The sequence below is a fragment of the Mesorhizobium sp. LMG17149 genome (assembly GCF_024518695.1).
GTDB lineage: Bacteria > Pseudomonadota > Alphaproteobacteria > Rhizobiales > Rhizobiaceae > Mesorhizobium.
Map to the genome: position 1 here is coordinate 563359 of NZ_JANIFL010000001.1, position 18528 is coordinate 581886.

The 18528-nt window shown below is 62.9% G+C and carries 21 protein-coding genes; 5 read left to right on the forward strand and 16 right to left on the reverse strand.

Features of this window, described 5'->3' with window-relative positions:
• The first annotated feature begins 72 nt into the window (after positions 1-72).
• Positions 73-285, forward strand: coding sequence for a hypothetical protein (locus NP945_RS02655; protein WP_256745567.1), 213 nt, complete (start codon positions 73-75; stop codon positions 283-285).
• A 16-nt stretch (positions 286-301) separates the two neighbouring features.
• Entirely contained in the window at positions 302-1279 is a 978-nt protein-coding gene (denD, locus tag NP945_RS02660; protein ID WP_256745500.1) for a D-erythronate dehydrogenase, read from the forward strand.
• Positions 1280-1302: 23 nt separating this feature from the next.
• Here denD and NP945_RS02665 read toward each other — a convergent pair whose 3' ends face one another.
• From NP945_RS02665 to NP945_RS02680, 4 genes are all read right to left on the reverse strand, one after another.
• Positions 1303-2511, reverse strand: coding sequence for a nickel/cobalt transporter (locus NP945_RS02665; RefSeq protein ID WP_256745501.1), 1209 nt, complete (start codon positions 2509-2511; stop codon positions 1303-1305).
• The gene (locus NP945_RS02670) at positions 2508-3176 is read right to left on the reverse strand and encodes a DUF1007 family protein (protein WP_256745502.1); all 669 of its coding nucleotides are present in this window, start codon (positions 3174-3176) and stop codon (positions 2508-2510) included. The genes NP945_RS02665 and NP945_RS02670 overlap by 4 nt, the downstream gene beginning before the upstream one ends.
• A gap of 82 nt (positions 3177-3258) precedes the next feature.
• Positions 3259-4158 carry a LysR family transcriptional regulator gene (locus NP945_RS02675; protein ID WP_127272432.1) on the reverse strand — a complete coding sequence of 300 codons (900 nt, stop codon included), beginning with the start codon at positions 4156-4158 and terminating at the stop codon, positions 3259-3261.
• Between the two features lie 2 nt (positions 4159-4160).
• Complete coding sequence (locus NP945_RS02680; protein WP_127270878.1) at positions 4161-5357, reverse strand: amidase; 1197 nt, start codon at positions 5355-5357, stop codon at positions 4161-4163.
• A 540-nt stretch (positions 5358-5897) separates the two neighbouring features.
• Between NP945_RS02680 and odc2 the strand changes: the two genes are divergently transcribed.
• A complete protein-coding gene (gene odc2 / locus NP945_RS02685) occupies positions 5898-7031 on the forward strand; it encodes an ornithine/lysine decarboxylase (RefSeq protein WP_127320768.1) in 1134 nt (377 codons plus the stop codon).
• A 171-nt stretch (positions 7032-7202) separates the two neighbouring features.
• Complete coding sequence (locus NP945_RS02690; RefSeq protein WP_127270036.1) at positions 7203-7772, forward strand: GNAT family N-acetyltransferase; 570 nt, start codon at positions 7203-7205, stop codon at positions 7770-7772.
• A gap of 90 nt (positions 7773-7862) precedes the next feature.
• Here NP945_RS02690 and NP945_RS02695 read toward each other — a convergent pair whose 3' ends face one another.
• From NP945_RS02695 to flhA, 12 genes are all read right to left on the reverse strand, one after another.
• Positions 7863-8147, reverse strand: a complete 285-nt coding sequence (locus tag NP945_RS02695; RefSeq protein WP_013529756.1) for an SCP2 sterol-binding domain-containing protein — start codon at positions 8145-8147, stop codon at positions 7863-7865.
• 198 nt (positions 8148-8345) lie between these two features.
• Positions 8346-8861, reverse strand: coding sequence for a hypothetical protein (locus NP945_RS02700; protein ID WP_127270032.1), 516 nt, complete (start codon positions 8859-8861; stop codon positions 8346-8348).
• Between the two features lie 85 nt (positions 8862-8946).
• The gene (locus NP945_RS02705) at positions 8947-9372 is read right to left on the reverse strand and encodes a hypothetical protein (RefSeq protein ID WP_127270030.1); all 426 of its coding nucleotides are present in this window, start codon (positions 9370-9372) and stop codon (positions 8947-8949) included.
• Between the two features lie 13 nt (positions 9373-9385).
• A complete protein-coding gene (locus NP945_RS02710) occupies positions 9386-9997 on the reverse strand; it encodes a rod-binding protein (RefSeq protein ID WP_306283034.1) in 612 nt (203 codons plus the stop codon).
• Entirely contained in the window at positions 9985-10140 is a 156-nt protein-coding gene (locus tag NP945_RS02715; RefSeq protein ID WP_164748966.1) for a hypothetical protein, read from the reverse strand. Before NP945_RS02715 ends, NP945_RS02710 begins: the two co-directional genes overlap by 13 nt.
• Before the next feature lie 46 nt (positions 10141-10186).
• Positions 10187-11080: a carbohydrate ABC transporter permease gene (locus NP945_RS02720; RefSeq protein WP_127271704.1), complete on the reverse strand. Its 894-nt coding sequence runs from the start codon at positions 11078-11080 to the stop codon at positions 10187-10189.
• A 1-nt stretch (position 11081) separates the two neighbouring features.
• Entirely contained in the window at positions 11082-11933 is an 852-nt protein-coding gene (locus NP945_RS02725; RefSeq protein ID WP_372337954.1) for a carbohydrate ABC transporter permease, read from the reverse strand.
• A gap of 193 nt (positions 11934-12126) precedes the next feature.
• Positions 12127-13452: an ABC transporter substrate-binding protein gene (locus tag NP945_RS02730; protein WP_027038230.1), complete on the reverse strand. Its 1326-nt coding sequence runs from the start codon at positions 13450-13452 to the stop codon at positions 12127-12129.
• A 36-nt stretch (positions 13453-13488) separates the two neighbouring features.
• A complete protein-coding gene (locus NP945_RS02735) occupies positions 13489-14574 on the reverse strand; it encodes an ABC transporter ATP-binding protein (protein WP_127271287.1) in 1086 nt (361 codons plus the stop codon).
• Between the two features lie 180 nt (positions 14575-14754).
• Complete coding sequence (locus NP945_RS02740) at positions 14755-15138, reverse strand: hypothetical protein (protein ID WP_256745505.1); 384 nt, start codon at positions 15136-15138, stop codon at positions 14755-14757.
• Between the two features lie 2 nt (positions 15139-15140).
• Positions 15141-15893 (reverse strand): flagellar biosynthetic protein FliR, encoded by a 753-nt coding sequence (fliR, locus tag NP945_RS02745; RefSeq protein WP_023810025.1) that lies wholly within the window; start codon positions 15891-15893, stop codon positions 15141-15143.
• Positions 15890-17977 carry a flagellar biosynthesis protein FlhA gene (gene flhA, locus NP945_RS02750; RefSeq protein WP_127326668.1) on the reverse strand — a complete coding sequence of 696 codons (2088 nt, stop codon included), beginning with the start codon at positions 17975-17977 and terminating at the stop codon, positions 15890-15892. Before flhA ends, fliR begins: the two co-directional genes overlap by 4 nt.
• 149 nt (positions 17978-18126) lie before the next feature.
• Here flhA and NP945_RS02755 point away from each other — a divergent pair, with 149 nt between their 5' ends.
• Positions 18127-18426 carry a putative quinol monooxygenase gene (locus tag NP945_RS02755; RefSeq protein ID WP_256745506.1) on the forward strand — a complete coding sequence of 100 codons (300 nt, stop codon included), beginning with the start codon at positions 18127-18129 and terminating at the stop codon, positions 18424-18426.
• Positions 18427-18528 lie beyond the last annotated feature (102 nt).

Below are 18528 nucleotides of genomic sequence, written 5' to 3' on the forward strand. Positions count from 1 at the left end.
CGATTGGTCCTGCCTCGGGAGTTGCAAAACCTTGAAAACCAGCTTGATGAACACCCGCTGCCGTGGTGCGGCGTGATGGATCGTGACACCAGGAATGCTCTTATCGCTGCAGTGTGGATCATGCTTCTGTTTGGTATCGGCGCCTACTATCTGCCGACCGTAATGCTGGCACTCGGCAACCTTTCGACGGTGCTGGCCGGCGCCTTTGGCATCGTCTTCGTGCTGGCGTTCTTCTCGGTGTTCTGGTTGCGGGCCCGCAACCAGCGCAAAAATCAGGGTAAATAGGCAAGGGATTTTCGATATGCGCATTCTGATCACTGGCGCCGCGGGTATGGTCGGCCGCAAGCTCATCGCCCGGCTGGCCAAGGACGGCACGCTGCGCGGCCGCAAGATCACGGCGCTGGATTTACACGATATCGTGCCACCACAGGCCCCGAGCCTGGATGGCGTCAGCGTCACGCTGCACACTGGCGATCTCGCCGAAGCAGGGGCCACTGAGCGCCTGGTCGCATCGCGCCCCGACGTCGTGTTCCATCTTGCCGGCATCGTGTCGGGCGAGGCGGAAGCGAATTTCGATCTCGGCTACCGCGTCAATCTCGATGGCACGCGGGCCCTGTTCGATGCCATCCGGCTGGCGGGCTTTGCGCCGCGCGTCGTCTTCACCTCGTCGATCGCGGTGTTCGGCGCGCCGTTCCCGGATGTCATTCCCGACGACTTCCATCCGACGCCGCTGACCTCCTACGGCACCCAGAAGCAGATGAGCGAAGCGCTGCTGGCCGACTATACCAGGCGCGGCTTCTTCGACGGTATCGGCATCCGGCTGCCGACGATCTGCGTGCGGCCGGGCAAGCCGAACAAGGCGGCGTCCGGCTTCTTCTCCGGCATCATCCGCGAGCCGTTGAGCGGCCACGAAGCGATCCTGCCGGTGCCGCGCTCGGTCGTGCACACGCATGCCAGCCCGCGCTCGGCGGTGAACTTCCTGATCCATGCGGCAGGGATCGACGGCAGCGCAGTCGGGCCGCGCCGCAACCTGACGATGCCCGGCGTTGCCGTCACCGTCGGCGAGCAGATCGAGGCGCTGGAACGCATCGCCGGGCCGAAGGCGGTAAGCCTGATCCGCGAGGTTCCGGATGACACGATCTGGGCGATCGTCAAGGGCTGGCCGACGCGCTTCGAGGCAAAGCGGTCACGGGAGCTCGGCTTCAGCGCCGAAAAGAGTTTTGACGAGATCATCCGCGCTCACATCGAGGATGAGCTCGGCGACAAGATCGCGGGTTAAACTCCGAACCTCGTGGCGGCGGCCTATCCGCCGCTCGCCAAACTCGCCGACAGCAGCAGCAGTCCGAACAGGAACACAAACGCCGCGCCGCCGATCTCGACGATCGAGTGGATGCGGTTGCCCATGCGGCCGTCGCCGGCGAAATACACCGCCCAGTTCTTGGCGGTCACCGCCAGTGTCGCCAGTGCCGAAACGGTGATGGCCGTGCCAAGCGACATCGCCAGCACCGACAGCAGGCCGCCGAGCCAGAGGCCGTTGAGCAAGGCGAAGCTCAGCACGATCAGCGCGCCGGAGCAGGGGCGGATGCCGACCGCCGCCACCGCCGTCCACGCCGTGCGCCAGTCGAAGCGGTCGCCCGACAGCAGCGCCGGATCGGGTGCGTGCGAATGGCCGCAGGTGTCGCAGACTTCGCCCGCCGCGTGATCGTGATGAGCGTGATCGTGTTCGGCATGATCGTGATGATCGTGCGAAGGGCCGTGCACATGGTCATGCGCGTGTAGCGCGTGCGAATGAGCATGCGCCGAATGGCTGTGAGCTGCATGGGAGTGACCGGCATGCGAATGCGCGCCGTGAGAATGGCCCCCATGAGAATGACCCCCATGAGAATGACCGGCGTGAGAATGGCCGGCATGAGCCGCCGACAGGCTGTAGGCCGGGCCCTTGCCGAACAGACGCAGGACGGCGGGGCCGAGTTTGCGCCACAGCAGCCAGGCGCCGAACAGGGTGACGAAGACAAAGCTCATGATCTCCATGAACCAGGCCGCGTCCGTCATCGAGACGGAGGTGCCGCGCAGGACGAAATAGGCGACCCCCATCACCGCGATCGCGGTCAGGCCCTGCAGCAGCGCCGAGACGAAGGACAACAGGATGCCGCGCCGCAACGCCACCTCATTGGCCACCATGTAGGACGAGATCACCGCCTTGCCGTGGCCGGGGCCGGCAGCATGGAAAATACCGTAGGCGAAGGACAGGCCGACGAGTATCCAGATCTTGCTGCCGTCCTGGCGCATCGCCTTCATCGCCGTTGCCAGCGCGCGGTAGAATTCCTGCTGCCTGAGATTGATCCACATCAGGATATGGGCGAACGGGCCGGTGGTGGGCGCCATGCCGTCATTGACGCCGATGCCGAGCGAACTCTGGGCATGAGCGGCGTCGGCGAAATGCATCATGGCGACAGTGAGGGCCAACAGGCCGAATGCCAAACGCAGGGACGGTTTCGTCACCGGCTTCATCCTTCTGGCTGACAGGTCAGTTCGAGCTTGGTGGCGAAGATCTTGCTCATATCGGTGCCGGTCGGATCGTTGAAAAAGGCATCGGTGAGGGTCTTCTGGTTTTCCTTGATGGCCTCGTCCGGGTCCGGACGGACCACCTTGCTGGTGCAGTTCGAGGGCAGGCCTTCAACCGTGATGTTGGAGTCCTCGGTGAAGTCGATCGCCGTGTAGAATGTCGGATCGTAGACGCCGATATCGATCTTGCCGTTGAGCTTGATCGGCACCTTCGGTTCGGACTCGAACAGGATGATCAGTTGATCGTTGTCGAAATTGGCCATCAGATGCGGCGGCGGCGTCATCGCCACGTCCTTGCCGTCAACGGTGACGAGCTGGAAGTAATTGAACTCGGCCAGCGAGGCATGAACGGTGTCGGCGACTTCCTTCAGCTCCTTGTCATCGAGCTTCAGGTCGGAGTTCTTGTCGAACTCCATCATCACGGTCGAGGAAAACAGATCGTCGAAGCGCCAGAGATGACGCAGAGCCTTCACGCTTTGGTGATCCGGGGAGAGAATCACATCGAGGCGGGCCTCGGCGAAGACATGCGGATGCACGTAAGCCGGTCCAGTGGCGGCAAAAGTAGCCGCCAAGGCCGAAGCCAGCATGATTGCGTGCCGTTTCAGATTCATTCTCGGTCCATAGGCCTCGGAAGAGTTGCCGAGAGTTACCAGAAAGGGGGCGAAATTGGGACCATGAGACTATCGATGCCGGTCAGCCAGCCTCGCGCGTCCTGAACCACTGCACCAGGAAGTCGACGAAGACGCGGACTTTCGCCGGCAGATAGCGGCGGTGCGGGTAGACGGCGAAGATGCCGCCGCCCGACAGGATACGGTCATCCATCACCGCCACCAGCCGGCCGCTCGCGAGGTCGGGCGCGGCGATGAAATCCGGCAGGACGGTAAATCCGAGGCCCGCCACGGCCGCGGCTCTCGCCGTCATCGGGCTGTTGACCTCGACCGGACCGGACACCGAAACGCTCACCGGATCGCCATTGTCGCCCTTGAACGGCCAGTTGTTCAGTCCGCGGCCATTGGTGTCGACGATGCAAGGCATGCGGCTGAGATCCTGCGGCCTTGTCGGCATGCCATGCCTGGCGATCAGTTCGGGGGAGGCGCAGAGCTTTATCGAAAACGGCGCCAGCCGCCTGGCGATCAGCGACGAGTTCTCCAGCCGCGAGATGCGCACCGCAAGATCGAAGCCCTCCTCGACCAGATCGACGAAGCGGTCGTCGAGCTGGATGTCGAGCACGATGTCGGGATGCTGCTTGGCGAAGTCGATCAGCGACTGGCCGATCGGCGCGTCGGCGAAGGTGCGCGGCGCCGACAGCTTGATCCGGCCGCGCACGTCGCCGGAGGATTCACGCACCGCGTCGGCCAGGCTGTCGACCTCGCGCACGATCTCCGAGGCGCGCCGGTAATAGGTATGGCCGGCCTCGGTCATCGAGAACTGGCGCGTGGTGCGGTTGAGCAGCAAAGCGCCGAGTTCGTCCTCCAGCTCGCGCACATATTTCGACAGCAAGGCCTTGGAACGGCCGATCTTGCGCGCCGCCGCCGAAAAGCCCTCGGCCTCGACCACGTCGATGAAGGCACGCATGCGCGTCAGTGTGTCCATGGTCAGGCCTTTCGTGCCGCGTCGAGAAGTTTCCGGCCGAGCCGTATCAGGGCAATGTCGCTGCCGGAAGGGCCAAGCAGCGACAGGCCGAACGGGGCGCCGGCGACCGAGCCGACGGGCAGCGTGATCTGTGGAAAACCAGACAGGCCGGCCAGGCACAGAAGTTGGAGCGCCCGTTCGCGATAGGCCTGGAACTGCTCCGGCGTGCTGTCCACGTAAGGCGCCGGACCAGGCACGGTCGGCAGGACAAGGAAGCCGTTCCTGCCGAGCAGGGCGTTCAGTTCGCCGCGAAAGGTCAGACGTCGCACCTTCTCGGCCTGGGCTGTCCTGTCATCGACGGCACGCCCAAAGCCGAAACGCTCCTCGACACCGGGGCCGAGGCCGCGCTCGCCGCTGGTGATCCATTCGCCATGCACCGCCCAGGCCTCCCTGGCCTGCAGCCGGCGAAAGCACCAATAGAGTTCATCGGGAGATGAGGAGAAGCGGATTGCCGGCGTCGCCGGCACGCCGAAGACCGCGCCCGCCAGCCCCTTCATTTCACCATATTCGGCCAGCGCCGGGCGGGCGACCAATCCATCCAGCCAATCCAGCGCCAGCGGCCGGTCCAACACGTGCTGGTGCGGATCGCGGCCGAGCAGCAGCTTGCCGACGGTCTCGTAGGTCTCGATGTCGTCGGCGAACCAGCCGAACGTGTCGAGGCTCGGCGCCAGCTTCATCGTGCCGTCGAGCGGAATGCGGCCATGCGTGGTGCGCAGCCCGATCAGTCCGCAAAAGCTCGCCGGGGCGCGGATCGAGCCGCCGGTGTCTGAGCCGGTGGCGATATCGGCCAGCCTGCCCGCCACCGCCGCCGCCGACCCCGATGAGGAGCCGCCGGTGACGCGGTCGGGTGCCGCCGGGTTCACCGGAAACGAGAAATGCGCATTCTGGCCGAACAACGCGAAGGCAAGCTCGTCGGTCTGCGTCTTGCCGACGAAGCGTGCGCCAGCATCGAGGATCATCTGCACGGCGGGTGCGGTGCGCGAGGCCGCGTGGCTTTCGGCGAATTTTTGCAAATTGCCGCAACCGGTGCGGTAGCCGGCGACGTCGTAGATGTCCTTGACGGCCAGCCGCAGGCCGGCCAGCGGGCCGAGCTGGGCATGTGCCACTGGCATCTGGCGAAGATCGAGAAAGGCGTTGAGAGGGCCGTGCGTGCCTGTCATCGTTCGATATCCGGATACGGTTGCCGCACCATTGTTCGACGCCAGAAATTTTACAACCTGCGATACGATTTTTATTGATTGTGAAAGTCTTCGCCCTTATATCGCGCTTGCCCAAAGTCGCACGTGCCTGTGGGTGTCCGCCGATCCTCGAATGGTGAGGGAAATCGGTAAGGTAACTGGAGCCAACCCCTCCAGTCGGTCTAGCGGCCAACCGCCAGCCCGAGGACACCTTGAAGCAACGACGGTGCGGGCCTTTCTGGTGTTCTGCCGGTTGTCCAAAAACCGGGGTTACTGAAGAGGCACACCTTCATTGCCGGCAGTGCGGACGGGTCTCCCATCCAAGCCAAGGCAGACAAAGCGAACCGAGGCCGGGCAAGGCCAAGGTTCACCGCCGCGAGACGGCGCTTTATGGTTCCGGGGTCTCCACCGGCTGGTTCCATGGATATCCGTCCCGCCTTTGTCCACCGCGTGTTCGCGAGGCTGACAGCCCGCGTCCCGCAGCCTTATTGCGCGCCGAAAGGCGCTGATGGAGAGACCCCGATGGCCACCCAGCGCATCCTTGACTTCCTCGCCACCCGACGTCCGTCCGGCCCCTGCCTCGTCGTCGACCTCGATGTCGTGCGCGACAATTTCCGCGCCTTCGAGAAGGCGCTGCCCGATTCCAAGATCTACTATGCGGTGAAAGCAAACCCGGCACCGGAAATCCTGCGCCTGCTTGCTGCGATGGGCTCGTCCTTCGACACCGCTTCCGTTGCCGAAGTCGAGATGGCGATGGACGCCGGTGCGCCGGCGGACCGCATCTCCTTCGGCAACACCATCAAGAAGGAGCGTGACATCGCACGCGCCTACCAGCTCGGCATCCGCCTGTTCGCCGTCGATTGCGTCGAAGAGGTCGAGAAGATCGCCCGCGTCGCTCCAGGCGCGCGCGTGTTCTGCCGCGTGCTGACCGATGGCGAGGGCGCCGAATGGCCGCTGTCGCGCAAGTTCGGCTGCGTGCCGGCGATGGCCGTCGACGTGCTGCGCCATGCCAAGGGGCTCGGCCTCGACGCTTATGGCGTGTCGTTCCATGTCGGCTCGCAGCAGACCGACCTGACCGCCTGGGACCGTGCGCTGGCCGACGCCAAGGTGGTGTTCGCGACGCTCGCCGAGGAAGGCATCGTCTTGAAGATGGTCAATATGGGCGGTGGTTTCCCGACGCGCTATCTGCGTGACGTGCCAGCCGCCCAGGCCTATGGCCAGGCGATCTTCTCGGCGCTGCGCAAGCATTTCGGCAATGCGCTTCCCGAGACCATCATCGAGCCGGGCCGTGGCATGGTCGGCAATGCCGGCGTCATCAAGTCGGAAGTCGTGCTGATCTCGAAGAAAGCGGCCAATGACAATGTGCGCTGGGTGTTCCTCGACATCGGCAAGTTCGGCGGTCTTGCCGAGACGATGGACGAGGCGATCCGCTACCCGATCGTCACGCCGCATGACGGCACGGAGACCGCACCTTGCGTGCTCGCCGGCCCGACCTGCGATTCGGCCGACGTGATGTACGAGAAGACGCCCTATCCGCTGCCTTTGTCGCTGACCATCGGCGACGAGGTGCTGATCGAAGGCACCGGCGCCTACACGACCACCTACTCGGCGGTCGCCTTCAACGGCTTCGAGCCTCTCCGATCCTACGTGATCTGACGGCGCTTCCTCAGCGCATTTTCGGACGGCGAACCGGACACAACTTCGCCTGAAAATGCGCTGAGAGAGCCGATCAGATCATCCCCGGTGGGCGCGTGTCGTCCACCCGGGCTCGCCTGTGGAACAGATCTCCGCTCGCCAGGGATTGCGGAAATGGAAATGTCAGTTGAAATGGAAATGCCAGTTGAAATTGGGGGCCACGCACCGGCCTCTGTGATGGTCGCCGAAACCGCCGCCGATGTTGCGGCGCGCGAGGCGTTGCTCGATCGGGCCATGGGGCCGAAGCGCAGGAAAAAGTCGTCGGAGAAGCTGCGGCGTGGCCGGCGGCCCTCGGAAGGCCTGGCCTTCGTCGCCCGCGATGCTTCGGGCGGCGTGGCCGGCACCGTGCGGCTGTGGGATGTCAGGCTGGGCGAGGGCGGTGCGGCCGTGCTGCTGCTTGGCCCGCTTGCCGTCGACCCGTCGCTCAAGAATGCCGGCATCGGCTCGGCGCTGATGCGCCATGCCATCGCCGAAGCGGCGCGTCTCGGCCATGCCGCTATCCTTTTGGTCGGCGATGCGCCCTATTACGCGCGCTTCGGCTTCTCGGCCGAGAAGACCGGTTCACTTGCCATGCCGGGACCCTATGAGCGGCACCGCCTGCTGGCGCTGGAACTGGTGGAAGGCGCGCTTGACGGCGTGCACGGCACGCTGAAGGCGGCCGGCCGCAAGCTGAAGGCGCAGGAACTGATATCGGCGGCCTGACACGAAGCCGGCAGCATTTCATGCAAAAACGCCGCCCGAAAAGGCGGCGTTTTTGCGCTTGGTGGGTGCCGCTTGGGCGGCTGGATGCCTTCAGCCGATCAGCTGGCTGAGCGCCATGGCGACGGTCATGTCGCCTTCGACCTTTATCTTGCCGGTCATGAACGCCATTGTCGGGTTCAGGTCGCCAGCGATCAGCGAATCCAGATCGTCGAGCGAGAGCTTGATGGTGCAGTCGGTGGGTGCATCGGTGTTCGAGACGGTTGCGCCGTCGATGACGATGACGCCGTCGCTGCCGGTGTCGAATTTCACGGAACGATCGAACCCGCTGCTGGCCACGCGCGACTTGATCTTCTCGGCAATCTCCTGAACGCTCACGCTGTTCTCCTTGTCTGGTTGCATCTGTCTCGCAACGGCGCTTCGATCCAGCCGAAGCCCATGCCGCGGTTTCGCGATCACGGTCGCTGCCGCATATAGCTTTGGGTTGACGTTTACGTCAACGCGAATTCGGGCGGTTGGTTCCTGCCGTCGCGGCAGGTGAGCCCCGATGAGGCCGGGACTCCGAGCCGGGGCAACTCAGTGTTCCTTGAACGCCTTGGTCATTTCGCTCGCCGTCTCGCTTTTCTTGCGGCGCAGCCAGTTGTCGCGGATTTCGTCCTTCGACAGGAAATTGACCTGGTCGATCAGAACCTCATGCACCAAGGGCGCGCCGACACGCGCGTTGACGGTATCGCGGATTGCGGCGCGGAAGGCATCGAGATCGATGGTCGCCTTGTTGGTGAAGTCGATCTGCGGATTGGAATAGAGGTAGGAATAGACCTGGTCGGTGATCAGCGCTTCGGCCGGAATGGACAGCTTCTTTATCTGCTCGGGTTCGACGGTGTAGACGAGCTTGGTCAGGAAATAGCCGCCGATCTCAGAATCGCGGATCAGCGGCACCGAAATGATGTCGGTCTTGACGTAGTCGAGACCGCCCAGCATCGGCTTCGGCGTTTCGCCGACACCGCGCTCGCCGGCCGCCTGAAACGAATAGAACACGGCGCCGAGGGTTGCGGCGCAGATCCAGACGGCGATGGCGATGACCTTGATCATCGGCTCTTGTCGGTCCCTTGCGAAGGCGACGCGGCACTGCGCCGTTGCTTCGGCAGTATCTCCGAAGTGTCGCTTGTGTTCGGCATCATGCCTTCATCCAGCCGAACTCGCCGGCGGAATAGGTGCCGTCGGTCTCGGCGCGCTGGATGGCGTGCCGCAGCAGGCTGGCGACTTCGTTGACCGCGCTGAGATGCGCCAGGATCGCCGCTTCGTTCTTCGCCAGCTTCTGGCGCAGCCGGGTCAGGCCCTCGCGGTGCTGTTCGAGGAATTCGGCTTCGCTGCCGCCCTTCATGGCGCGCGTCAACTCGTAGAGGTAGCGGCTCTTGCGGGCGTTCGACGCCTTGAGATCATAGTTGGTCGCGTTGCGGATGCCGGCGGTCTCTTCCTCGACCACTTCCTCGATGCGACCGATGATGGCGGCGAGGTTGCCGGGCCGCGCGAACGGGATCGGCGCTTCCGACGCGGTCGTGCGTGCTGGCAGGTTGGGGGTGGATTCTGAAAAGTCGGCCATGGCGTTTCCCAGTTTAGATCTTGATGTTTGTTTTTATGGTCGTCTCGTCACCGGTCATCGACCCCGCAGCTTTGCGCTGCAACTGGTGGACCAGCGAGGTCGACAGGCTGTTTTGCTGGTCGATCTCGGTCTTTTCCAACACGCCCGAGACCGGACCGACCGGAACCACGCGCTTGCCTTCGAGATAGTGGTCGGCAAGCATCGACTTGGCGATGCCGATGCCGCCGCGTTCGGCCAGCACGTCGGCCACCCGCTCGGCAAGCTGCGATTTCCACATGTCGCCGGCCAGGCCCTTGCCGTAGACGCCCTCGGTGTCCTTGGGCAGCATGTTCTGGATGAAGGTCTGCAGCACCATCGCCTCGAACTTCTTGAATTTGTTGGCCGGGTCGGTTGCAGCGGCGGCCTTATCGGCGGTGGCGCGCGACAGGATCGAGCCGGCATCGACGGAAGCGGCGGCGTCGAGTGAAAACGTGCTCGCAGCGCCGCCGGCCCGCTTTGCCAGCGCGGCGCGGGCGGTCTCGATATCCGCCGGGTCGGCGGCTCGGGCCACATCCATAACGATGTCGCTGGGTGGAGAAATCGCCAAGAAAGTCCGCCTTTTACCGGTTTTCCTTAGCCAGACCATGCCTCAACAAGCTTGTGGCAGGCTTGCGGGAAGGAGAGGGAGCGGAGTGCGCGGATCGGATCGAAGCTGCCGGCTTCGCGCCATCGGGCAGATTTTTCCATCGTCGCCTTTGGCCGGAAGCTGACGATCAGCTTGGCACCCACGAGCTTGCTTCGACGGTCCGCCGAGGGTGGGATTTCCGCCTCAGCTTCACTCCTTGACCGCCCCCGTCATCGAGGAGACGTAGTGCTCGACAAAGAATGAATAGAGCACCACCACCGGCAGGGAGCCGATCAGCGCGCCTGCCATCAGGGCTCCCCATTCATAGACATCCGAACGTACGAGCTCGGTAAGCACGCCGACCGGCACGGTCTTGTTTTCGGACGACTGGATAAAAGTCAAAGCGTAGATGAATTCGTTCCATGACAGGGTGAAAGCGAAGATGCCGGCGGAAATCAGGCCGGGCACCGACAGCGGCAGAACTATCTTGGTCAGGATTTGCCAGCGGCTCGCGCCGTCGATCAGCGCGCATTCTTCCAGTTCGAAGGGTATCGAGCGGAAGTAGCCCATCAAGAGCCACGTGCAGAATGGAATGAGGAAGGTCGGATAGGTGAGGATCAGCGCGAACGGCGTATCGTAAAGCCCGAGGTTGAACACCATTACCGACAGGGGAATGAACAGTATCGAGGGCGGCACGAGATAGGCCAGGAAGATCGCCAAGCCGACCTGCCGCGCCCCGGAAAACCTCAAGCGCTCGATCGCATAGGCAGCGAACACCGCCGCCAGCAGCGACAGGAAAGTTGAGGCGGTCGAGATGATGATCGTGTTGAGAAGCCAGCCCGGATAGGATGTGTCGAAGAGCAGATACCGAATATGCTCGAGTGTCGGATTGACGACCCAGAACGGATTGAAATTGGCATAATCCGTCATCTCGAGATTGGGTTTCACCGCCGTGATCGTCATCCAGTAGAACGGGAACAGCAGCACGATGACGAAGATCAGGAGCGGCAGATAAACGGTGACCACGCGCCGGGGCAGGCTCTGGAGATAGCCCATGCCGCCTTCATCCGTGTTCGGACGATTGTTCGTTTCGATCGCGGCCATGTCAGTCTCCACCGCCCTGCTGCCATTTACGACGTTGCAGCCCGAAATAGCTGAAAAGGATCGCCGCTAGCAGGAACGGGATCATCGCCACCGCGATTGCGGCTCCCTCGCCAAGCTGGCCGCCGGAAATGCCGCGCTGGAACGAGAGCGTCGCCATCAGATGGGTGGCATTCACCGGCCCGCCGCGAGTCAGCACATAGATCAGCTGGAAATCGGTGAAGGTGAACAGGACCGAAAAGGTCATGGTGATGGCGATGATCGGCGTCAGCAGCGGCAGCGTCACATAACGGAACAACTGCCAACGGCTGGCGCCGTCGAGCGTCGCGGCCTCGTAAAGCGATTGGGGAATCGTCTGCAGGCCGGCCAGCAGCGTGATGGCCACGAAAGGAATGCCGCGCCAGACATTGGCAGCGATCACCGAGGCGCGTGCGTTCTCCGGATCGCCAAGGAAATTGATGCGGTGATCGATCAGTCCCATTTCCATGAGCGCCCATGACAGGATGGAGAACTGCGAATCGTAGATCCACCAGAAGGCGATGGCCGAGAGCACCGTCGGCACCACCCACGGCAGCAGGACAATCGCGCGGAAGAACGATTTGAAGGGAAGGTTCTGGTTGAGGAGGAGCGCTAGCCAGAGGCCGAGCGCGAATTTCAGGATCGAGGCGCTGATCGTATAGAGCAAGGTGTTGAAGACGGAGAGCCAGAAGACGGCGTCGCTCCACAGATATTCATAGTTTTCGATGCCGATGAAGATGCCGGGGCGGCCGATGCGGGCGTCGGTGAAGCCGAGCCAGACGCCGAGCCCCAGCGGATAGGTCAGGAAGACAAGCAGCAGTGCAGCCGCCGGAAGCATGAAGCCGAAGCCAAGTGCGTTCCGGCTTTCGCTCCAGCGCGATAGAAGCCGTGAGAAGATCGAAGGTCGCGGCTGGATAGCAGCTGACGGCACGGCCATGGGTTGGCTCCTGCTGAGGTCTCATTGATAGGCCGGATCGGCCGCGACGCAATCCGAGGCCAGCCGGGCAGCGGCGCTGCCCGGCTGAGCCGGCTCAAACGCGATAATAGCGATTTGCCCGCTTCTCGGCCTCTTCCATTGCCTCTTGCGGCGTGGCCTGGCCGGTCACCGCTTTGGCGAACATGTCGACCAGCACGTAGTCGGCCATGGTTGCCGCCGAGGCATAGCCGAGCGGCCCGGCATAGCCGTTAGGCCGCAGAGTAGCCGAAGCCTTGGCGTAAGCGGCGTTGTTGGGATCGGCAGTCCACACGGGGTTGTTGTCGAATGCCTTCAGTGTCTGGCAGCAATATCCGGCCGAGGAGGTGATCCAGTCCTTCATTTGCGGTTCCTCGAACATGAACTGCAAATACGCCTTGGCCGCGTTGGGGTAGGGCGTGTAATTGAAGATGACAGCCGTGGTCACCTGGAACAATTCGACGGATTTGCCGACAGGACCGATGGGCAGGTTGGTCGTGCGTATGTCCTTGGCGATTTCAGCCAGCTTTGGATCTTTGTCCTTGTTGATCTTGGCCGTGTTGTAGGCAGAAATTCCATTGGCGATCACGCCCAGTTCGCCGGCCAGGAAGGCGCGGTTGTTGTTGACGTCGAGCCAGCTTTCGGTGCCTGGAATGAAGGTCTTGTAAAGCTCCTGCGCATATTCGATCGCCTTGAGGGTCTCGGGGCTGTTGATCGTTACCTTGCCACTCTCGTCGACCATCTGGCCGCCATGGCTCCACAGCAGCCAATGAGCATAGTTGTTGCCGTCGCCGACGCCATGACCATGCGTGAAGCCGGCCGGATGTCCCTTCGCTTGCAAGGCCTTGCAAAGTTCCAGGAAGCCTTTCGTGTCCTTGGGAAACTCCGAAAAGCCGGCCTCTTTCACCCAGCTTTCCCGATAGACGATGGCATTGCCGATCGTGGCCAGGGGCAGGCCGACGAACTTCCCGTCGCGTGTCGCATATTGCTTAGGTCCCTCGTGCCAGCCGCCATATTTCGAGCCGAGATACTCGCCCAGTTCGCTCACGTCGTGCAGCTTGTCGGGATATTGGTGCGGGTCATCGAACCAGACGAACATCAGGTCGGGGCCGGACCCGACATTTGCTGCGACCGCCGCCTTGGGACGAATGTCCTCCCAGCTTTCCTTGTCGACGCGAACCTCGACACCTGTCGCCTCGGTGAAGCGTTTGGTGTTGGCCAGCCATTGGTCCTCATCGCCCTGGACGAAGGGCGACCAGCGCAGCAGTCTAAGCTTGGCGCCATCCTCGGGTTTGTATTTCAGTCCGTCCTGGGCAAGGGCCGGAGAGCTGATGAACCGACTTCCCAAGGCACCCGCCGCCGCGCCGGCGGTGGTGCGGATCACGTCGCGTCTGGTGAACTTCATGCTCGTTTCCTCCTGTTGTTGTCCTTGCCTGTGGTCCTACTGATCGATACGTGTCTGGAATCTCTGTCCGGTTTCTGCGTGAAAGAGATGGATAAGGCTGGGCTCGGCCGTAAGCCGGATGGTTTCGCCCGGCGTAAAGGAATGTCGTTCCCGGAAATTCGCGACGATCTCTTCGCCGCCGGCTGTCCGGCCGATGAGCTGCACTTCGGACCCGGTTGGTTCAACCACCGCGACGGTGACCGGAATGCCCTGGTCGTCGGACAGCCGCAAATGCTCGGGCCTTATTCCCAGCACCACAGGCTCGCCGTTGCGGATGGAAAGTGCCGAGGCCAACGGGACCGAAATCCCCCCGGCGCCGCGGAACGAGGGTGAGCCGTCGGTAGCGATCTCGCCCCTCAGCAAATTCATGGCCGGCGAGCCGATAAAGCTGGCGACAAAAAGATTGTTCGGCCGGTCATAGAGTTCCAGCGGCGGCCCTATCTGCTCGACGATGCCGTCATGCATGACCACGATCTTGTCAGCCATGGTCATGGCTTCGATCTGATCGTGAGTGACGTAGACTGTCGTGGTCTTCAGGCGCTGGTGCAGTTCCTTGATCTCGGCGCGCATCTGCACCCTGAGTTTGGCGTCGAGATTGGACAGCGGTTCGTCGAAGAGAAAGACCGCCGGATCACGCACGATCGCGCGGCCCATTGCGACGCGCTGGCGCTGGCCGCCGGAAAGCTGCCGAGGATAGCGCGCCAGCAACGGTACCAGCCCAAGGATTTCGGCTGCGCGGCGCACGCCGGCATCGCTCTCCGGCTTGGAAACTCCTTTGAGCATCAGCGAGAACGCCATGTTCTCGGCGACGGTCATGTGTGGGTAGAGCGCATAGTTCTGGAAGACCATGGCGACGTCGCGCTCCTTGGGCGCAACGTTGTTGACGACACGTTCGCCGATCGCGATCTGGCCGCGTGAAATCTTTTCCAGGCCGGCGATCATTCTGAGAAGGGTTGATTTTCCGCAGCCCGACGGTCCGACCAGAGTGACGAACTCGCCGTCCTCGATGTTCACGCTGACCCCGTGCAGGATCTCGACAGCGCCGAATGATTTATAGACTTCGCCAATTGCGACAGACGCCATCGATCCTCCCAACAAATTCCCGCGACGTCGTCGAAGGAACAACGCTTCCGCTAGCGACAGCCCTGGCTCCTCCCAGGCTCACGCTAGGCCGAAACGGTAGCGCTACCAAACCGGGCTGTAAAGCGTTTACGGGAAAGCCGAACCTTGGAGGGTCCGCTTCGCGCCACACAATCCTCCCAGCTACTCCTGCGTCCGCTTCTGCGTGATCAGGTCCAGCCGCTCGCGGTCGGAGCGTTCGCGTTCGTCGCGGTTGCGTACGTCCTTGTAGGCGCGCTCGACCATATTGGTGCGGGCGGTCGCCGCGGCGATGAGGCTGGCTTCCTGCCTGGCGCTCGCCAGGTTCGCTTCCTGGCGCACGACCGCCTGGGCAATGCGGCGATGGTAGAGATCGGGAAACAGGGCGGAGAGCGTATCGGCCTGGTCGAAATGGCCGACCAGTTCCTTGGCCTCGGCCTCGGCGGCACTGGCCGCCGCAAGGAAGGTGGCGTGGCGGGTTTCGTGCAGCGCCTTCAGCTGTTCCTGAACCTTGACCAGCTTCTTGAGGCGGTCCTTGCGCGTGCTCATTTCTATCTCGCCAATGTCAGATCGACGAAGCCGTCGACGAACAGCGACAGCATGGTGCCGACGGCGAAATAGAAGATGATCATGCCGCCGGCGATGATGAAGGGCTGGGAGATGAAATAGATCGGGATCTGCGGCGTCAGCTTGTTGACGAAGCCGATCGTCAGATTGACGAGAATAGCATAGGCGACGAACGGGCTGCCGAGGCGGATGACCAGGAAGAACGTGTCCGACACCGTGTCGGTGACATCGACGAGGGCGGCCTGCGGGTTGAAGAAGACGTTGACCGGCGCGACCGTGTAGGAGGAAACCAGCGCGCGTATTATCTCGTGGTCGAAATCGAAGACGAACAGCATCAACAGCGCCGAGAACGAGATGATTGCGGCAAGGGCTGCCTGGGGTTCGGGCTCCTCGATCGCCGGTCCGCCGGTCCCGCCATAACCGACCAGCATGGCGATGGCCGAGCCCATGAAGCGCAGGGCTTCCATGTAGAGCCTGGTCATGGCGCCGATCAGGCCGCCGACCAGAAGTTCCGAGATGATCATCGGCACAAGGATCTGCGGGCGCGGGTCGACGAAAGGAAAGATCTTGTCCCACAGAAAGGCGAGCAGGCCGCCGGTGGCGGCGACCGCCACGAACAACCTGACCTGGACCGGGACGCGGGCGCTGGAGAGGCCCGGCATCAGCATGAAACAGGCGCCGATGCGGCAGAAGGCGAGGAACGCCGCGATGACGACGCCTTGCGACAGCACGCTCACGATATGGTTCCGAGCACCTTGATCTCGACGCCCTTGGCGATTTCGACATGGCTGAGCACCGGAAGTGTGGTGAACAGGCGCTCGATGATCATGCGCACATAGGGGCGGGCGTCGGGCGCGGTGACGAGGACGAAACGCTCGCCGGCTTCCAGATACTTCTTGATCGCCTTGGTGGCGTCCTGGCCGAACTCCTCGAGCTGGCGCGGGTCGATGTCGAATTCGCGCACCTCACCCTTGGCGTCGCGCTTGAGGCTCTGGTGGAAGGCGAGATCCCAGCGGTTGCCGAGGCGCAGCACTTTCAGCACGCCGCCCTCGGACAGGTCGCCGCATATCTGCTGGGCCATGCGGATGCGGACATGCTCGACAATCTGCTCGGTGCGGCGCACATGCGGCGCGATCTCGGCGATCGCCTCGATGATCAGGTGCAGATTGCGGATCGAGACGCGCTCGGCCAGCAGCAGCTTCAACACCGCCTGCAGGCCGGGATAGGAGATGTGCGTGGTGCAGATCTCGTCGGCGAGCTTGCGGTATTCCTGGTCCTGGCGTTCGAGCAGCGCCTTCATGTCCTTGTAGGACAGAAGCTGCGGCAGGTTGTTGCGGATGACCTCGGAGAGATGGGTGAGCAGCACCGACATGTTGTCGGCGAAGGTGTAGTTCTCGCGCTTCAGATCCTCGGCGAAGGCTTCGACCACGGAATAGGCGCGCATGCCGAAGGCCGGCTCGCGGATTTCCTCGCCCGGTATCTCGGGTATGTCGCGGTTGCCGAGCAGCACCATGATCTCGCCGACGCGCATCTGGTACTCGGCCACCACGGTGCCGTGCACCTTGATCTGGTAGCTCTTCGGCGGGATGGCGAAATCGTCGGCGACGCGCACTTCCGGCACGACGAAGCCGTACTGGGTGGCGAATTTCTTGCGCATCTTGCCCATGCGGAAAACCAGTTCCTGATGCGACGTCAGCAGCCTTGTCGACAGCTGCTTGCCGATCAAAAGTTCGATCTCGGCGGTGGCGAGCGAAGCCTTGACCGAGTTCTTCTCCTCTTCGACCTTGGTCGCCTTTTCCTGATCCTTGATCGCCTCGGCTTCGGCGACGGCGCGGTTGGCGCGCATCGGGATGACGTAGCCGAGACCGGCCATGCCGGCGGCGAGCGCAAAGAACGGGAACAGCGGCAGGCCGGGCATCAGGCCGAGCAGGACCAGCAGCGATGCCGCGACATAGAGGGCGCGCGGGTGGGCACCGAGCTGGCCGAACACCGCCTGGTTGGTCGAGCCGCGGGTGCCGCCCTTGGAGACGAGCAGGCCGGCGGCGAGCGACACGATCAGTGCCGGGATCTGGGTGACGAGGCCGTCGCCGACCGACAGCTTGATGAACACGTCGGCGGCTTCGCCCATGCCCATACCGTGCCTGATGTAGCCGATGGCAATGCCGCCGACGATGTTGATGGCGGTGATGATGAGGCCGGCGATGGCGTCACCGCGCACGAACTTCGAGGCGCCGTCCATCGAGCCGAAGAAAGAAGATTCTTCTTCCAGCTCGCGGCGGCGCAGCTGCGCGGTCTTGTCGTCGATCATGCCGGCGGAGAGGTCGGCGTCGATCGACATCTGCTTGCCTGGGATGGCGTCGAGGGTGAAGCGCGCGCCGACTTCGGCGATACGGGTGGCGCCCTTGGTGATGACGATGAAGTTCACCACGATCAGGATCATGAAGACGATTAGGCCGATGACGAAGTCGCTGGCCATCACCAGCTTGGAGAAGCCGGCGATGACATAGCCGGCGGCATGCGTGCCCTCATTGCCATGCGACAGGATCATGCGCGTGGTGGCGATGTTGAGCGACAGCCGCAGCATGGTGGCGATGAGCAGCACGGTCGGGAACGACGAGAAATCGAGCGGCCGCTGGATCCACAGCGCCACCATCAGGATCAGCACCGAAAGCGCGATCGAGAAGGCGAGGCCGATGTCGATGAGAAAGGCCGGAATCGGCAGGAACAGCACGGCCAGGATGATGACGATGCCGATGGCGAAGAAGACGTCGCGGCCGTTCTTGGCCACCGCGCCGGGCTGAATGCTTTCGCTGATCGCCATATCGTCCTCAAACCCCATAGACTGCCGAGCGCGCGACAGCCCTGTGAGGGTAGCCCGCCAAGCTTGCGCGAGGGTGGGAGACTGGCTAGTTCCAACGATCATGCGCAGGCCGCCGTGCCGGTCGGCCTTGTAAAGAAGGGGAAAACCGCATGCTTCTGATCATCGGCACCATCCGCCTGCCGCCAAACAAATTGGAGGAAGCCAAGCCCGCTATGGAACGCATGGTTTCCGGCAGCCGTGCCGAGTCCGGCTGCATCCAATATTCCTATGCGCAGGATGTTTTCGATGCCGGGCTCATCCGGGTCATGGAAGTCTGGAGCGACAGGACGGCGCTCGAGGCGCATTTCGCCTCGCCGCACATTGCGGACTGGCGTGCGAGCTGGCCGGCGCTAGGCATAGGCGAGCGCAACCTCGTGCTCTATGAAGCCGGCGAGCCCATGCCGACCTGAACGGTCCGTCAGCCGATCGATATCGCGCCCGCTGTCGCCAATGTGGTGTCTGTCGGCATTGTGGTTGCCATGCCGTGCCGCCGGGCGTATCAGGCTGGCTTT

Coding starts and splice junctions, on each gene's coding strand:
- NP945_RS02720 (WP_127271704.1), bottom strand. CDS start 11,080: ATGGCCGCGATCGAAACGAACAATCGTCCGAACACGGATGAAGGCGGC.
- NP945_RS02700 (WP_127270032.1), bottom strand. CDS start 8,861: ATGATCAAGGTCATCGCCATCGCCGTCTGGATCTGCGCCGCAACCCTC.
- NP945_RS02735 (WP_127271287.1), bottom strand. CDS start 14,574: ATGGCGTCTGTCGCAATTGGCGAAGTCTATAAATCATTCGGCGCTGTC.
- NP945_RS02740 (WP_256745505.1), bottom strand. CDS start 15,138: ATGAGCACGCGCAAGGACCGCCTCAAGAAGCTGGTCAAGGTTCAGGAA.
- NP945_RS02725 (WP_372337954.1), bottom strand. CDS start 11,933: ATGCTTCCGGCGGCTGCACTGCTGCTTGTCTTCCTGACCTATCCGCTG.
- NP945_RS02675 (WP_127272432.1), bottom strand. CDS start 4,158: ATGGACACACTGACGCGCATGCGTGCCTTCATCGACGTGGTCGAGGCC.
- NP945_RS02680 (WP_127270878.1), bottom strand. CDS start 5,357: ATGACAGGCACGCACGGCCCTCTCAACGCCTTTCTCGATCTTCGCCAG.
- NP945_RS02755 (WP_256745506.1), top strand. CDS start 18,127: ATGCTTCTGATCATCGGCACCATCCGCCTGCCGCCAAACAAATTGGAG.
- NP945_RS02670 (WP_256745502.1), bottom strand. CDS start 3,176: ATGAATCTGAAACGGCACGCAATCATGCTGGCTTCGGCCTTGGCGGCT.
- NP945_RS02690 (WP_127270036.1), top strand. CDS start 7,203: ATGGAAATGCCAGTTGAAATTGGGGGCCACGCACCGGCCTCTGTGATG.
- denD (WP_256745500.1), top strand. CDS start 302: ATGCGCATTCTGATCACTGGCGCCGCGGGTATGGTCGGCCGCAAGCTC.
- flhA (WP_127326668.1), bottom strand. CDS start 17,977: ATGGCGATCAGCGAAAGCATTCAGCCCGGCGCGGTGGCCAAGAACGGC.
- odc2 (WP_127320768.1), top strand. CDS start 5,898: ATGGCCACCCAGCGCATCCTTGACTTCCTCGCCACCCGACGTCCGTCC.
- NP945_RS02710 (WP_306283034.1), bottom strand. CDS start 9,997: ATGGTCTGGCTAAGGAAAACCGGTAAAAGGCGGACTTTCTTGGCGATT.
- NP945_RS02705 (WP_127270030.1), bottom strand. CDS start 9,372: ATGGCCGACTTTTCAGAATCCACCCCCAACCTGCCAGCACGCACGACC.
- NP945_RS02665 (WP_256745501.1), bottom strand. CDS start 2,511: ATGAAGCCGGTGACGAAACCGTCCCTGCGTTTGGCATTCGGCCTGTTG.
- NP945_RS02730 (WP_027038230.1), bottom strand. CDS start 13,452: ATGAAGTTCACCAGACGCGACGTGATCCGCACCACCGCCGGCGCGGCG.